Annotated in this window: 12 protein-coding genes; 4 read left to right on the top strand and 8 right to left on the bottom strand. The window is 49.7% G+C overall.

Features of this window, described 5'->3' with window-relative positions:
* Positions 1 to 441 precede the first annotated feature (441 nt).
* Positions 442 to 2496: a polyphosphate kinase 1 gene (gene ppk1, locus QN379_RS05765; RefSeq protein ID WP_323506216.1), complete on the bottom strand. Its 2055-nt coding sequence runs from the start codon at positions 2494 to 2496 to the stop codon at positions 442 to 444.
* 173 nt (positions 2497 to 2669) lie between these two features.
* Complete coding sequence (locus QN379_RS05760; protein WP_322237105.1) at positions 2670 to 2978, bottom strand: DUF1272 domain-containing protein; 309 nt, start codon at positions 2976 to 2978, stop codon at positions 2670 to 2672.
* A gap of 312 nt (positions 2979 to 3290) precedes the next feature.
* Between QN379_RS05760 and QN379_RS05755 the strand changes: the two genes are divergently transcribed.
* Positions 3291 to 3629, top strand: a complete 339-nt coding sequence (locus QN379_RS05755; protein WP_323506215.1) for a YnfA family protein — start codon at positions 3291 to 3293, stop codon at positions 3627 to 3629.
* Positions 3630 to 3708: 79 nt separating this feature from the next.
* Positions 3709 to 4023 (top strand): hypothetical protein, encoded by a 315-nt coding sequence (locus QN379_RS05750; protein WP_323506214.1) that lies wholly within the window; start codon positions 3709 to 3711, stop codon positions 4021 to 4023.
* 143 nt (positions 4024 to 4166) lie between these two features.
* Here the strand turns inward: QN379_RS05750 and QN379_RS05745 are convergent, their stop codons facing one another.
* On the bottom strand, positions 4167 to 5171 hold the full coding sequence (locus QN379_RS05745) for a sodium:calcium antiporter (RefSeq protein ID WP_323506213.1): 1005 nt from the start codon (positions 5169 to 5171) through the stop codon (positions 4167 to 4169).
* Between the two features lie 581 nt (positions 5172 to 5752).
* Between QN379_RS05745 and lpxO the strand changes: the two genes are divergently transcribed.
* The gene (gene lpxO, locus QN379_RS05740; RefSeq protein WP_322237098.1) at positions 5753 to 6655 is read left to right on the top strand and encodes a lipid A hydroxylase LpxO; all 903 of its coding nucleotides are present in this window, start codon (positions 5753 to 5755) and stop codon (positions 6653 to 6655) included.
* A gap of 63 nt (positions 6656 to 6718) precedes the next feature.
* On the opposite strand, the gene fahA is transcribed toward lpxO, so the two are convergent.
* The 3 genes from fahA to QN379_RS05725 all read right to left on the bottom strand — a co-directional run bounded on the left by fahA (position 6719) and on the right by QN379_RS05725 (position 10860).
* On the bottom strand, positions 6719 to 7996 hold the full coding sequence (gene fahA / locus QN379_RS05735) for a fumarylacetoacetase (protein WP_323506212.1): 1278 nt from the start codon (positions 7994 to 7996) through the stop codon (positions 6719 to 6721).
* Between the two features lie 83 nt (positions 7997 to 8079).
* On the bottom strand, positions 8080 to 9453 hold the full coding sequence (gene hmgA, locus QN379_RS05730) for a homogentisate 1,2-dioxygenase (RefSeq protein ID WP_323506211.1): 1374 nt from the start codon (positions 9451 to 9453) through the stop codon (positions 8080 to 8082).
* 18 nt (positions 9454 to 9471) lie between these two features.
* A complete protein-coding gene (locus QN379_RS05725) occupies positions 9472 to 10860 on the bottom strand; it encodes an aromatic acid/H+ symport family MFS transporter (RefSeq protein WP_322237092.1) in 1389 nt (462 codons plus the stop codon).
* A gap of 159 nt (positions 10861 to 11019) precedes the next feature.
* Here QN379_RS05725 and QN379_RS05720 point away from each other — a divergent pair, with 159 nt between their 5' ends.
* Positions 11020 to 11937 (top strand): LysR family transcriptional regulator, encoded by a 918-nt coding sequence (locus QN379_RS05720; protein WP_323506210.1) that lies wholly within the window; start codon positions 11020 to 11022, stop codon positions 11935 to 11937.
* A 101-nt stretch (positions 11938 to 12038) separates the two neighbouring features.
* Here QN379_RS05720 and QN379_RS05715 read toward each other — a convergent pair whose 3' ends face one another.
* Positions 12039 to 14249: a TonB-dependent receptor gene (locus QN379_RS05715; RefSeq protein ID WP_323506209.1), complete on the bottom strand. Its 2211-nt coding sequence runs from the start codon at positions 14247 to 14249 to the stop codon at positions 12039 to 12041.
* 81 nt (positions 14250 to 14330) lie between these two features.
* Complete coding sequence (locus QN379_RS05710) at positions 14331 to 15704, bottom strand: lysine N(6)-hydroxylase/L-ornithine N(5)-oxygenase family protein (protein ID WP_323506208.1); 1374 nt, start codon at positions 15702 to 15704, stop codon at positions 14331 to 14333.
* Positions 15705 to 15830 lie beyond the last annotated feature (126 nt).

Genomic DNA, 15830 nt, shown 5'->3' with positions numbered 1-15830 from the left:
ATAAAATCAACGGCAGAGTGACATCCGAGCCATTAATTTATTCACGGGGTAACGAACGTATGGAAAACGTCGCCGATTAGGAGTTGCTGGAACACGAATAGACACGCGGTATGAATGGCGCTAGCGATGGTAAGGAATATTCCTATCCATCCAAGCTTGCTCTCAAAGGTGGCGTGGGTGTTGTTGCGATTTTTTGATACGTAATATTTCGTGTTTCTCAGTTACGCGATACGTAGACTTTCAGAATATAGATAGAGTCGCGCAGGTATTTGACACGATCAACCGCAGAACGCGGCGCTAAGTCAGGCGGACTACGCAATATATCTCTTAATACCTGACGATAAAGAGAGATTCCTCTCCATCAATTTGACATCGCATGGAAACGAACTAGACTTGACTCAAGCAATGAATGCGCTTTTTACGCAACTAATTGAAGCGCGCTCAAAACCGCGCCAACAAATCAATCTGACTCACTAATGGCTCTGCATCACCCGGCTTCACTTTTTTGTAAGAGCCATCACTCGTCATATCCCATGCTGAGGCATTATCTTGCAGATGTATCAGCAAACTTTCTTCAATGACCCGGCGCTTCAACTTACTGTCAAGAATCGGAAATGCGGTTTCAATGCGGCGGAATAAATTGCGATCCATCCAGTCGGCGCTGGACAGTGTCACGTTTTCCTCACCGTCTGCATAAAAATAGAAGACCCGATGATGCTCTAAAAAACGGCCAATAACGGAACGCACGGTGATGTTATCCGACAAGCCGGGAACACCGGCTTGCAGCGCACATACGCCGCGAATAATCAGCTGGATTCTTACCCCAGCTTGTGAGGCCTCGTACAAAGCGGCGATGACGGTTGGTTCCAGTAATGCGTTCATCTTGGCAATGATGTAGCCCTGCCGTCCGGCTTTGGCAGCGTCGACTTCCTTCTGAATGGCCTTGAGAATATTCGCGTGTAACGTAAAAGGCGATTGCCACAAACGCTTAAGCTGAACTTGCTTGCCGAATCCTGTCAGTTGCTGAAACACGTTATGGACGTCTTCGCACATTTTGTCATCACTGGTCATCAGACCGAAGTCCGTGTACAAACGCGCAGTCCGGGAGTGATAGTTGCCTGTCCCAAGATGCACGTAGCGCTTGAGTTTGGTGTGCTTGGCATGTTGTTTTCGGCGTACGATCAACAGCATCTTGGCGTGGGTTTTATAACCGAAGACCCCATATACAACATGTGCGCCGACTGCTTCCAGTTTGGCAGCCCAGCCGATATTGGTTTCTTCATCAAAGCGCGCCATTAGTTCCAGCACGACAGTCACTTCCTTACCGTTTTTTGCTGCTTGCATCAACGCATTCATCAGCGCCGATTCATTACCGGTACGATAAATAGTTTGCTTGATGGCCAGCACATCGGGATCAATTGCTGCCTGCTGTAACAGTTCCAGAACCGGCTGAAAACTCTCGTAGGGATGATGCAACAAAACATCATCCTGATCAATGACATCAAACACCGACGATCCGGTAAAGAACGACTTTGGCAGCACTGGTGTGTGCGGTACAAACTTCAAATCGGGGCGATCAACCAAATCCGGTAATGGCATCAACCGGACCAGATTGACCGAACCATTGACGCGATAACAATCGGCTTGCTGCAAACCGTTTTGGTTCAGTAACCGTAATACTAACGATGCGGGGATATCATCCCCAACCTCCAGACGCACCGCATTGCCAAGTTGGCGAGTTGGGAGTTCGCCCTGCAATGCCAGCCGTAAATCGGTGACTTCATCTTCATCCACAAACAGATCGCTGTTACGGGTCACGCGGAATTGATAGCATCCGCCGATAGATAAGCCGGGGAATAATTCACCCACGAAGCATTGCATGAAGCTGCTTAACAGAACGAAGCCATAAGGATGACGCGACAACTCTTCCGGCATGCGCACCAATCGCGGTAACGCGCGCGGTGCCTGAACGATGGCAAGTTCCGGTTCGCGACCAAAGGCATCTTTGCCGCTCAATTTGACGGCAAAATTTAAACTCTTGTTGAGTACTTTGGGAAAAGGATGCGCTGGGTCAAGACCAATCGGTGTCAATACCGGCAGCAGTTCCGTTTTAAAAAATTCGTGCGCCCAGGCGCGCTGCTTTTCGTCCCAATCCGACTCTGCGTAAAAAACGATTCCCTCAGCATTGAGCGCAGGCAATAGCACATCGTTAAATAGCGCATATTGGCGAGCGACCAGTTTTTGGGCGCGCTCGCTGATGACCGTGTAAGCCTGTTGTAGCGACATTCCGTCTGGCGTCACGCCATCGATCGATTCGCGCATTTGTTCCTGCAAACCCGACATACGAATTTCAGAAAATTCATCAAGGTTGCTGCTGGTAATGCATACAAAGCGCACGCGCTCGAGCAAAGGCACGTTTGAATCTTCCGCTTGGGCCAACACCCGCTCATTGAAGGCAAGGACGCCGAGTTCGCGATTTAGTAGAGGAAAGGTCATATTTTTCAATAAATCGTCATCGGGTGGTGGACCAGCAATCTGCCTGAATCGCTAGTCGGAGGTATTGCTCATCATAATCGGGCAGATTGTAATGTTCGATTGTGACGAACCAATGACACGTAAAAAAGGAGCCCGCGCCCATACATGCCTGTCCATGTTATCCCTGTTTAGGACTAACGTTGCTCCGGTGGGATTGCTTTGATTGTAGCGGCAAAGCGCGCATGCACCTCAGCATCGACCGGCCTGTGCTTAACCTCGGTTTTTGCCGGATCGGTCCCGAGGAAATTACCGCCCTTGCGGTTTGTTGCCGGTCTGATCGGTCGATGAACAAAGCCGCCGCCACAATTTGGACAGACATTCTCCAGAACGTTATCGACGCAGGATGCACAAAAGGTACATTCATAGGAGCAAATACGTGCGTCAAGTGAAGCCGGAGGTAATGCTTTGTTGCAGTGTTCACAGGTGGGTCTGAGTTCCAGCATCGTATCTCCTTTTGTTATTAAAGAGCAGTTGAGGGGTAACCAAGAGGTGATTAAGAGGCTAGTAAGAAGCACTTAAAGCGTAATTTTTATTAGTGTATGCCGTTCAACACCCACCACGAATATACCGAAACTGTGCAGGTTAAGCCACAGGATAAGTTACTCCGCTTTGGTCAGCGAAACGACACCGTGCGTGTACCAATAGATTGGCTTAAATCGGCAAAAAACAAAATACACCCTTAAAAATTTGCCGTACCGTATACTCCTCCCCTACCATATAAATAACGCCAATCCTGGTCAGGGAAATTTTCCACCATGCTTTTGACTGCATTCGTAAAAACGTTTGGATTATTTTTTTTAACCGCCGTTGCCGAGATACTCGGCTGCTATCTGCCAATGCTATGGCTCAATGGCAAAGGTTCAGCGTGGTTGCTACTTCCAGCGGTCGTTAGTCTGGTCGCGTTCGTCTGGTTGCTTACACTCCATCCCGTTGCCAGTGGTCGCGTCTACGCTACCTATGGCGCGGTATATATTTCCACAGCTATAGTTTGGTTATGGAGTATAGATGGCATTACGCCACGTTGGAGTGATGTACTGGGTGCCGGACTAGCATTGAGCGGCGCAGCCATCATAGCCATGGGGTCGCGCGCCTAGTTCGTATGTCCTTGGAAAACGGTCAAAATCAGGTCATCACAGTTTTCCGAAAAATCAAAAATTCACCAAGAAAATTCACATGAAAAAACAAATTATCCGTATCGCCCCGCTGCAAACCGCCAAGATATTAGCTGTTCTTTATTTTGCCATCACCTTACTGCTCATGATTGTGTCGGCTCTAATTACGTGGATCGAGCTGGATTTCCGCGCATTCCAATTGTCCGGATTGATCCTTTCGACACCGATTCTGTACGCGCTATGTGGTTTTGGTTGTACGCTGTTTGGCGCGTGGGTGTACAACACGGCCGCGCAACGCATAGGTGGAATTGAATTTGAAATCAAAGAGATTAACGTGGCGCGAGATGAAATCAATACCGGAGTGTCGGAAATCTGAAGCACCGATGATGCGAGGATCATAACGCGCCTCAAGACCACGGGCCTGAACAGAGCGAGGCCCCTCAAGTCCCTAGCGCTCACCCCCCTGTAAATAGTCAACATTTAACGACGGCTCAAACTAGCTTAGACAAATTATGACCATTAACGTACACCAATAATCGCCAGGCCCGCTGCAAATATCAGATACAGTCCGCCAAACATTGCCAGCCGACCACCCGTCAACACCTGTTTGCGCAACAGCACATACAATCCTGCGATAGACACCATGGTGATCGTTCCGGCCCAAATAAGCGCGGTATCCAGCATCCATGGCGTGAAGATTAATACCAATGCGGTGGGAATCGTCGCTTGAATCATCATTGCACCACTAATATTACTCAGCGCTAATGTCTGTTTACCTTGTCGCACCCAGATCACCGCATTTAGAATCTCTGGCAGTTCAGTCGCAATCGGGCTCAGCAATAAAGCCACCAAATGGGGGGAAATACCAAGCCATGGCGCCATTGCCTCAAGCTGCGCCACAAATAGCTGTGAACTCAAAAAAATGACGACGAGCGCAACTATTGTCTGCAATGCAGCCCAGCCAAGTCCCGGTTGTGGATCGTTTGGGCGAAATTTCAGCGGATCAAGATCGTGAATCTCCACATCGGCGCTATCCTCTTTGCGGATCTCGCCCCAAATATAAGTGCCGTATGCCAGCAGAAACAACAAACCGAGCCACGGCTTGAAGGTGAACGCGAACAAACCAAGCAAGACCTTCAGGACAAAAATTCCCATGAACCAGGCTTGGTCGCGACTTAATCGGGCGCCATCGGCTGCGGAAAGTAAGATGCCTCCAATTTTTTTGCGGTTCAGAATAAACATCAAGCCGACGACTGCATAAGCAATCGTGCTCAGCGCCAACGGGCCACCAAGGGCAGCGCCAACGCCGATATCTTTATGCGCCGCATCGCGACCAAACACCACCGCTACAAAAGTAACGACAGTTTCTGGTAATGCCGTGCCGAACGCAGCCAGCACAGTACCGACAGCGCTTTGGGCAACACCCAAACGACGTCCTACCCATTCGATACTATTGACGAAATACTCACATGACAAATAAATAACAATTGCTGAGCCCAGCAACAACGCAATGGTTAATATCATGCCGATACCTCGTGCCAGACGATAGCCTGATCAGCGGAGAGTGAAATGCGTGATAAATTGGAATGACCAACAGGAAAATAACGAGACTTGCACATAAAGGAGTTCCTGATGGCTGGGCGCTGACAAATGGCGCAGCGCCCCCGCCCAGCCGGGTAAGGACATTGCACCAAAGGTCTTGCCACACCTGACGGTCTCGTATGCCATGACGATAAGCGTCAAGTATGTTGACATACGCTCATTGCAACAATGACTCGCTCTACGCTAACTTTAAGTCAGGCACGGCAGCGTCAATCTATCGCAAGAAGGCTACTCCCCAAAGGAAGCGCCGATATTATCATTAAAATTCACGGTCTGGCAATCGTCCAAATAGGTTTGCCGCCATTCATTGCCATTCTATTTGCCCATAAATGGTCATAAACGAGGAAAAATAGTCACAAACGGCTAAAATGTCGACTAAATGCATTTCAGGCTGACTTCTTATTGTTTTTTTGCTCATTGATACTTAACGTTAGCGCGCCTTCCTGAGTGCCTCCGACGTTGAATAATCGTGAAGCAGTTTTTTTTGATTGGAGCACATTGTCATGAAATGGGCAGTGATTAGCATTTTTCTTTTATCCATTATTTACGTCCACTTCCGCGGCAAGGTACGGTTACCGTTTTTTCGTCAGTTGTTCGACCATTCGTCGATCATGGCACCGTTGAATATTTTGATGTACATGTTTTCCAAAGTGCCGACCAACACGGCTTATCTGCCAACCAGCGCTTTCAGTGACTTGAAAATTCTGGAAGACAATTGGGAAACTATTCGCGACGAAGCGCAAGCCCTGATCGGAATGGAAAAAATCCGCGCTGCGGCGAAGAACGACGACGCCGGTTTTAACTCATTTTTTAAAGCTGGCTGGAAACGTTTCTATCTGAAATGGTATGACGCCAGCCATCCATCGGCTGAACAGTTTTGTCCGAAAACGGTCGCGTTACTGCGCCGGACACCAAGCGTAAAAGCTGCCATGTTTGCAGAACTTGGACCGGGCGGAAAACTGAATTTGCATCGCGATCCATTTGCTGGATCGATGCGCTATCATCTTGGTCTTATTACGCCGAATGATGATCGCTGTTTTATTGAGGTCAATGGCGAACGCCATAGCTGGCGTGATGGTCAGGGTGTCGTATTTGACGAAACATTCATGCACTGGGCGCATAACGGTACCGACGTCAATCGCATCATCATCTTCTGCGATATCGAACGCCCGATGAAGTATGCGTGGGCGCAGGCTGTCAACCGCTGGCTTGGCCGCCACATGATGAGCGCAGCTGCATCACCGAATGACACAGGAGATGAAACCGGCGGCATTAACAAGCTGTTTCGCTTTGTCTGGGCTGCCGGACAATACCGCAGAGCGCTCAAAAAGTTTAGCAAGCCACTCTATTACGTGATCAAATTTGGGTTAATAATCGGCGTCATCGCTGCCATCATCTGGTTATAAAAGATCCTCACATAAATGTTTGTTTGGGCACGAAGCATCGTGCCCAAGCCTCCCAAATCCGCTTTACCGCGCTGGCAATATCTTGCCGGTGACCTGACCAAAACCAACGCGATAGCCGTCACCCTGACACCATCCGGTCATGCTGATTTCATCGCCATCCTGAATAAAACCGCGTTGCATGCCATTTGCCAAGATCAACGGCTTCTGCCCGTTCCGCGTCAATTCCAGCAGACTACCGAACGCGCCTGATGCGCTGCCACTGATGGTGCCAGAGCCCATCAAGTCGCCGACTTTAGTATTACAGCCGGATACAGTGTGATGCGCCAGTTGTTGCGCCATGGTCCAATACATCGCCTTAAAATTGGTCTTACAAATTGTTTGTCCCGAACCAGGCTTCCCCTCGTCCTCTATGGGCGTCAACGTCACTTCGAGAGCAATGTTATAGGCATTATCGGTCTGTTGCTGCAAGTACGGCAATGGTGTCGGTTGCTGCACAGGACTGGCAACACGGAACGGCTCCAGCGCTTCCATCGTCACCACCCAAGGTGAAATCGAGGTGCCGAATGATTTACTATTGAACGGTCCCAGCGGGACATATTCCCACTGCTGTAAATCGCGGGCGCTCCAATCATTAAGCAATACCATGCCAAAAATATGTTGCTCCGCCACGTTGATATCAATCGGTTCGCCCAAAGCATTTGGCTGCCCGATCAAGAAACCGGTTTCCAGCTCAAAATCCAGCTTGCGGGATGGTGCAAAAATCGGGGCATCAACATCTGGCAGTTTTAATTGTCCTTTTGGGCGATGCAATGCGGTTCCACTCACCACCACTGAACTGGCGCGCCCGTTGTAGCCAATCGGGATATGCAGCCAGTTTGGTAACAAGGCATTTTCTGGATCACGGAACATTGATCCGACATTGGTAGCGTGTTCTTTCGACGAATAGAAATCGGTGTAACCGGCGATTTCCATCGGCAAATGTAAAGTAACCGCATCTTGCCGCAGGAATGCAGCAGTGCGCAATATTTGATCATCACGCAATAGCGGATTATCGTCACGCAACAAGTGACTAATCAGCTCGCGCGTCGCACGCCAGGTAGCATGCCCTAGCGCCACAAACTGATTCAAGCTACCGCTAAGAAAAATTTCCGATGGCAAAGGCAGGAGATCGGCGTCTGCCAACATTGCCAGATCCAGCACTTGATCGCCAATGGCGACGCCGACGCGTAAGGTCGGATCTTCGACACTGCTGAAGATACCAAAAGGCAAATTTTGAATAGGGAAATGGCATTCTGGTGATGTCTCAATAAAAGACTTCAGCGTTGGGTCATTGGGTTGCATAAGAACTCCCGTTTAAATTTATATAGTGCATTTCGTCATACCGTCACCCACATTAAGCATGACTGTCAGTCCGTAAAAAAAACTCAAGGCAGTCCATTAAAATTCTTTTTCAGACCATCCCAGCAAGCCAGATAATCTTTCTGTAAAAGTGGCGACTCTAGCGCAAAATGCGTCGGATGAATCACGTATCGACTTTCAAACATAAAGGCCAACGTATTGTCGATTCGATGCGGCATCAGTGTCGCGTTGCTAGCGTTCTCAAAAGTTGTGGCATCGGGGCCGTGGCCACTCATGCAATTGTGCAGACTACCGCCGCCCGGGGCGAAGCCTTCGGCCTTGGCATCATAAGCGCCGTGCACCAATCCCATGTATTCGCTCATGACATTACGATGAAACCAAGGTGGCCGGAAAGTATTTTCGGCCACCATCCAGCGCGGGGGAAAGATTACAAAGTCCACATTAGCGGTTCCTCCAGTATCCGATGGCGAGGTCAAGACCGTAAAAATAGAAGGATCAGGATGATCGAAACTGACCGTATTAATCGTATTAAAGCGACTCAGGTCATACTTGTAAGGCGAATAATTGCCATGCCACGCGACCACGTCCAGCGGTGAATGGTCAATCGCGGCAGACCAACATTGCCCGCCAAATTTTGCCACTAACTGAAAATCGCCTTCCCTGTCTTCATAGGCGGCCACTGGCGTCTGAAAGTCACGGGTATTGGCTAATCCATTTGATCCAATCGGGCCTAATTCGGGCAACTCAAATTGCGCGCCATAATTCTCACAAATGTAACCACGCGCTGCGCCATCCGGCAGCACCATACGAAAGCGCACACCACGCGGGATCACCAAAATCTCACCCGGCTTGACATCCACTATGCCGAACTCGGTATGCGCCAGCAAACGGCCTTGCTGCGGCACGATCAACAATTCGCCATCAGCATCATAAAAAAATCGATCGTACATCGAACGATTCGCGACGTATATATGGATTCCCATACCCGCTTGCATCGACGTATCACCGTTTCCGGCAATGGTCACCAAGCCATCAATAAAATCGGCCGGTTGGTCGGACGCTGGCAACGGTAAAGGGTCCCAGCGCAGCTGGTTGGGCGACGCCGCCACCTGGTTAAAAGGCCCACTGCGCAATAAGGGATGATCACACGGCTCAAAGGCATGATGCATCACGCCCGGCCGAATGCGATACAACCAGGAACGACGATTACGCGCGCGCGGTGCGGTAAACGCCGTGCCGGATAATTGCTCGGCATAGAGGCCGTACGCTACTTTTTGTGGTGAATTTTGGCTGGCGGGCAACGCGCCGGGTAAAGCCTCTGTAGCGAAGTCATTACAAAATCCGGATTGATACCTGAGCACGCCGGCATCTTCAGAATCTGTTTTGTGAATTGCGTCCTGCGTAGATGCGTGCAATGGCTCGGCAATTGGTGTTGACATGCGTACTCTCCTTACGATTTATGTGGCGCGACTAGTGGATTGCCCCGCATTGGCGCTGGTTGATTGACGAAGGGAGTTGTTTCCCATCAATATCAGCATCAGCGCCGAAACGAGTGCCGGTACTGCCAAGACGATAAAAATCGTGCTGTTCGGCCAGTTAAGGCGTATCAATTCACCACCCAATACCGGACCCACAATCGAGCCAATCCTTCCGATTCCGAGACTCCAACCGATACCAGTCGAACGCAATGTGGTCGGGTAATACGTGCCAGCCAACGCATTTACCGCAGGTTGACCGCCAACAATACAAAAGCCAGCAACAAAAATACTTCCAAATAAGAAAATCAACGATGCCTCGGGACGTCCAATCAAGGCCACGGCGATACCGGCAACGACGAACACTGGAATCAACACCCGGCGAAAACTCGAACGGTCAATTAGTTGTCCCATAATCAGCGTCCCGAACGTGCCACCGATCTGTAGCGCGGTGCCAGCCAATACCGCGTTCGCCGTCGATAATCCAGCGTCTTTTGCGATGGTGGGCAACCAGTTTGACAGAAAATACAAATTCACGAGATTCATGAAGTTGATTACCCATAGCAGGATCGTGACCTTTGCCCTGCCCTCCTGAAAAAGTTGCAGCATCGGTGCGCCTTTACCTGCTTTTTCGTTCACCACGTAACGGGTATCAGCATCTATGTGGATGTTTGGATCAATCCGACGCAACCACTTGCCGACCTGATCTAGCTTCTTACCGCGCAGCACCAAAAACTGCATTGATTCTGGCAGCAGAAAAATCATCAGCGCACCAATAACCAACGGCACAACGCCGCCAACATGGAACACCGATTGCCATCCGAAACGCGGAATCAGGTATGCCGACAACAGCCCGCCCAGCACCGCACCCAACGTAAAGCCGCAAGATACCAGCATCATCAATGTCACACGTTTGCGTAGTGGACTGTATTCACCCGCCAGCGCCATCGCGTTCGGCATAATCGCGCCCAGCCCCAAACCGGTGACGAAGCGGATGATTTCCAACTGACCGATGGAAGTTGCCATCGGCGTCACTAGCATGCAGATGGCAAAAAATAACGTCGCTGCGATCAATACCGGACGCCTGCCAATCCGATCGGCCAAAATACTAAACGTCAACGAACCGACTAGCATTCCGAACAAACCAGCCCCAAAAACCGGTCCAAGATGCGATTTCGCAATACCCCAATCCTGAATAATCGCGGGCGCTACGTAGCCCATGGCCTGCACATCAAAACCATCAACGATCAGACACAAGCCGCACAAAATTAACATAATCGTTTGAGGAACGCCGATTTTGCTGCGGTCGATTAAGGCAGGAATGTCTAACTGGCGGTGGACGCCATCAGGCGATGATGAGGCTAATGTCATGAATACGGTCTCCGAAAAAGTGTTGTCTGTCGGATCATTAGCGCCCGACCTACCCATATTATGCACATTTTTCATTTACAAAATAATAGGAAATATTTAAAATCATTATTTAGATTTATTAAATAATTCCTAATCAGTCACCAACCAATTACGCTTCCCATGGACCGACTCGAATCATTGCGAATATTCTGTCACGTCGTTGAGCTCAATAGCTTCAGTCGTGCAGCACAGCAACTAGAACTCTCAAACGGCTCAATTACCAATCATATCGCCAGTCTTGAACGGCATTTTGGCGTCCGCTTGTTAAATAGGACTACGCGTAAAATTTCTCTGACCGATGACGGACATCGCTGCTATCAAAGTGCGCAACGATTGCTGGGCGACATGATGGAGCTGGAAGACGCATTACAAGGTTCCAGGGCGACACCACAAGGCGTGCTGCGGATTGACGTGCCAACCGTGATCAGTCGCATTTATCTTGCGCCAGCGCTATCGCGCTTTACCGCGCTCTACCCCGATCTAACGGTGCGCATGAACGTCAGCGACCGGATGGTCGATATGGTGGAAGGCCGGGGCGATGTCTGGATGCGGATTGGTGAATTAAAAGATTCCAGTATGGTGGCGAGACGGATCTATCAAACAAAAAATATGTGCTGTGCGTCGCCGGATTATCTTTCACAGCATGGCACGCCCGAGACACCACAAGATTTGGCGCGCTTCAACTGCCTATCCTTTATTCATCCAAATACCGGCCTGAACGTTCCATGGACCTTTAACAAAGGCAAGCAACACGTTGAATTGAATCCGCAAACAAGTATTTCAATCAATCACGCTGAGTCGCTGATTCATGCAGCAACCAGCGGTGCGGGTATTGTTCAGTTACTTTCGCTGTCGCTACACCCGCAGATACGAAGCGGACTGTTGACCCCGATTCTCACCGACTGGAATACGTCTGGCCCGCCGGTATCGGTCGTGTATCACCACAGTCATCAGCTATCGGTAAAAGTCCGGGTGTTTGTCGATTTTGTGACGGCGCTATTTGCAGAAGTTGAAGCGGCTGATTTAGCTTCTGCATAGATCACTCATCGTGACCTTCTACGCATCATGGCGATTAACATAAAAAATAGCGATGCCGGAAGCATCGCTATTTAATTTTATTCACACCCTACCGTTTTAGATCAGAAATTAAATTCCGCACTAGCCCGCAACGTCCGCGGCGCGCCCTGAATCAGGAAGCCATTCCAGCTACCTAACCAATATTTCTCATTGGTCAGGTTATCCAGATTCGCCCTGAAAACAACATCCTTGCCGCCGACTTTTACCTTGTAGCGTGCGCCAATATCAACCAGTTGATAACTACCGATTATGTGCGCGTTATCGCTTTCCAGCGCTTGATTGCCGACATAGCGCGTTCCACCCGATAAAGTCAGACCAGTCAACGTTGGTACTTTGTATTCGGCTTGTAAGGCGGCTGTGAAGTTGGCGACATTGTTTGCACGTTTGCCATCAACCGTTGGATCATCACTCTTATTTTTGCTGGTCATCCATACCGCACTAGCCATCAAGCCCCAATCGCGACCCAATTCCATCCGACCCGCGACATCCAGCCCCTGATAGCTTAATGCCCCTTCCTGGATATAGACGTTACTGCTGTTCGTGAACTCCAGCCCGCGTTCGATACGGAATAAGGCCGCTTCGGCAGACCAGCCTTTTCCTTCTTTTTTGACGCCCGCTTCATACTGCTTACTCTTCAACGGTCCAAATGTATCGCCATAGTTGACTGTGCTCAGCGGTGCGGAGCCGCCCTGTTCCAGTGATTCAACGTAACTGACATAGTAGGAGACCGATGGAGCAGGCTTCCAGATCATGGCAAGCGTCGGCGACAAAGCAGTTTTGGTATAGGTGTCCGATGTGGAACCGTCCAAATTGTACGAGTGCTGCGTGTAGTTGCTATGACGCAAACCGATGATAGAACTCCACTGCGGCGTCCAATGAACCGTGTCACTCACAAACACGCCCACATTGCGCGTATCGGACGCTTTGAAGAGCGCCTGATCTACCGGCAAACCAGGATTGGCAAGCACAGTATCACGATACAGATTACCGGTACCAAGGAAGTCTTCACCCAAATTGCCGTTGATACGTTCCGCCCTTTGCATATCGGTACCGAAGGTGACGTCATGGTTAATTGAGCCTGTCTGTAATTGACCAGAAAACAATAAATTTGCTGAGTCGCTGTTCTGCTTGCTATACCAACGATAAAGGTTTTCGTTATAGTTGCCGACGTTGTCAGTCACCGTCAGAGCACTATCATAGTTGGTACGTGTCTGGCGCATGCTGCGATAGCCCAAACGCATGTCCCAACTTCCCGCAATGTTCCAGCGCAATTCTGTTCCGACGGTGGCGATCGTTGTTTCGTGATAAGTGAAATCCTGACTAAGACGATGGCTTCCATCTACTGGACTAGGCAACGCCACGCCATCAGCCAAGGTCAGCGCAAAGAGCGAACCATTCACTTTACGTTTTTGATACAGTCCGTCTAACGTCCAGACTAAACCTGGTGCGAGGCGCACATCAAAAGCCGCCGATACCGAATCGCGCTTAATCGGCGCATCAAGATAAGTCGTACCGCCTTCGTGCACCGCATTGACGCGTAAACCATAGCGATCATTTTCACCGAAACGTCGGCTAATATCGGCCTGTGCCTTGTATTGTGATTGGGTGCCATAACCCACTGTCACCATCGATATTGGCGCTTGGGTAGCGCGCTTGGTCTGGAAGTTAGCAATCCCACCCGGCGAACTGAAGCCGTACATAAAGCCGGACAATCCCTTCAGAATTTCAATCTGCTCAAAATGCTCTAATGGCAAATCAGCTTGCCATAGGACTGTGTTGAGGCCATCAACTTTAAATCCATTCAGTGTATCGAGTGCCAGCCCGCGAATGGCTATCTGAGAGTTTTCACCAGAAATATTATTATTCAGCGCTGTCACAGCGGCGTCACCCTTGAATGCATCCGCAATGGTAGTCGCCTGCTGGTTGGCGATATATTCCTTGGTTGCGACGCTCACCGAGAACGGGGTATCAAGCAACTCTTTCGTTCCCAAAGCGCCGGCACTCCCGATGTAGGCGCGATAACTGGATAATGCACTTTCATCACCCTGCTGGGCAGTGACGTTGACAGTTGGCAATTCAGCTTCGGCATGAGACGGGGCCGACAAAGTCAATAACGCTAACGCAAGCGGCGTCATACGCACAGTCCCAAGCAGAAAATTACGGCTGTGTTTATTATTTAGTTTGCGGCCAGGACTGCGGCCACTATGACCATCAACAGTATTGCGAGCACCAATATTATTGCGCGCACCATTACGACTACATATTTTCTGCATACTTCAACTCCCCTGGGGTCAAACTAACAATTAAGCCACATGGCATCAAAGCAAAAGGATCTCCCAATCCCCAACCTTGATTTAAATCGCGACGCGAAATGCCGGACTTAACTTTTCGACCGGGCAGCAACGTTGGCCGCCGGTATTTTGTTGAATACTTTTATTCTGTTTATTTAAAAGAATCCGATCATCTCGAAGAGATTCCAGAATTTCGACTGATCGCACGGCCAGTACCGACAGCAAGGTATCGCTTAGACCATGGCTATCTTCGCAACATCCTTGCAGATAAATTTTGGGTAAGAAATCACCCTTGGTACGCAAGCGATAATCACGCTCCACGTCATATCCATCGATATAGCTTTCCAAGCTGCCGAGAAGCCGTTTGTGATCGTCGCGACGATATCCTGTTGCCATCACTACCGCGTCAAATTGAATTGGCTCAGTCTCGCTGCTATCCCGTTTACATAGGGCTAACTCGACGCCACTACTACCGAGGCGCACCTCGCTCACATCACGGCCCGGCAACAGCGCATGACGCTTATTGCCGCTTACCTGCTGTTGATAGAGCAACATGTAAATTTTTTCGATTAAATCGAGATCAACCACCGAATAATTTGTACTGCGGTATTTTTCAAGGGTGGCGCGGCGTAACTCCTCCGGCTGGTGATAGATAAGATCGGTGAATTCCGGACTGAAAATTTCATTCACAAAAGGGCTATCATCGGAAGGCATCAACGCCTCGCCACGCGTGATCAGCGTGACCTCGACATCGCTAAAGCGCGACACCAGATCCATGAATATTTCAGCGCCGCTCTGACCACCACCGATCACCGCGATTCGGCGTGGTGTGGCGTTACGCTGAACTAGTGCCTCGATTCGCTCAAGATAATACGCCGCATGAAATACCCGATCATCGCGCACACCATCAAAAGCCTCAGGAATACTTGGTACGCCGCCAATGCCAAATACTACATTTCTCGCCAACCGCGTATGCGCGCGACCGCTGGCATCCAGCGAATGGACCTGCAACCGCGTTACCTTTCCGCCCTCTTTCACGGGTTCAATATCCACCACTTCCTCGCCGTAACGGCACCGATGATCAAAGTGACTTGCCGCCCAGCGGAGGTAATCGTTATATTCAATACGCGACGGGAAAAAACTCTTGAGGTTGATAAATTCCCTCAATCTGCCTTTTTCATGCAAGTAGTTAATAAAAGTAAAACGACTGGTCGGATCGCGCAATGTCGCCAGATCTTTTAGGAAAGATATCTGCATATCACTGCCTTCCAGCAACATGCTGCCATGCCAGATAAACGCAGGCTTTTTCTCAATGCAGCAATAATCCAGAGCCTTCTTACCGTGTTGTATTTGTTCCTCGATGGCGACTGCAATTGCCAAATTTGACGGGCCGAAACCAACGCCGATAAAGTCGTGCTCAATAGCAGAAATACGCATGTTCAACCTCTTGCCGGAAATGGGAGAAAGACGCACGTTATGCCACGCACATCCTGCCGATATCAAACATGACGAACGAACGATGCAAATATTTATAGACGAGAGTGAGATTCATTCACATTGAGG

The organism is Glaciimonas sp. Gout2 (assembly GCF_035018905.1).
In the GTDB taxonomy this organism is placed as follows: Bacteria; Pseudomonadota; Gammaproteobacteria; order Burkholderiales; family Burkholderiaceae_D; genus Glaciimonas.
The sequence above is the reverse complement of the archived record's forward strand: the minus strand, read 5'-3'. Positions and strand labels throughout refer to the sequence as shown.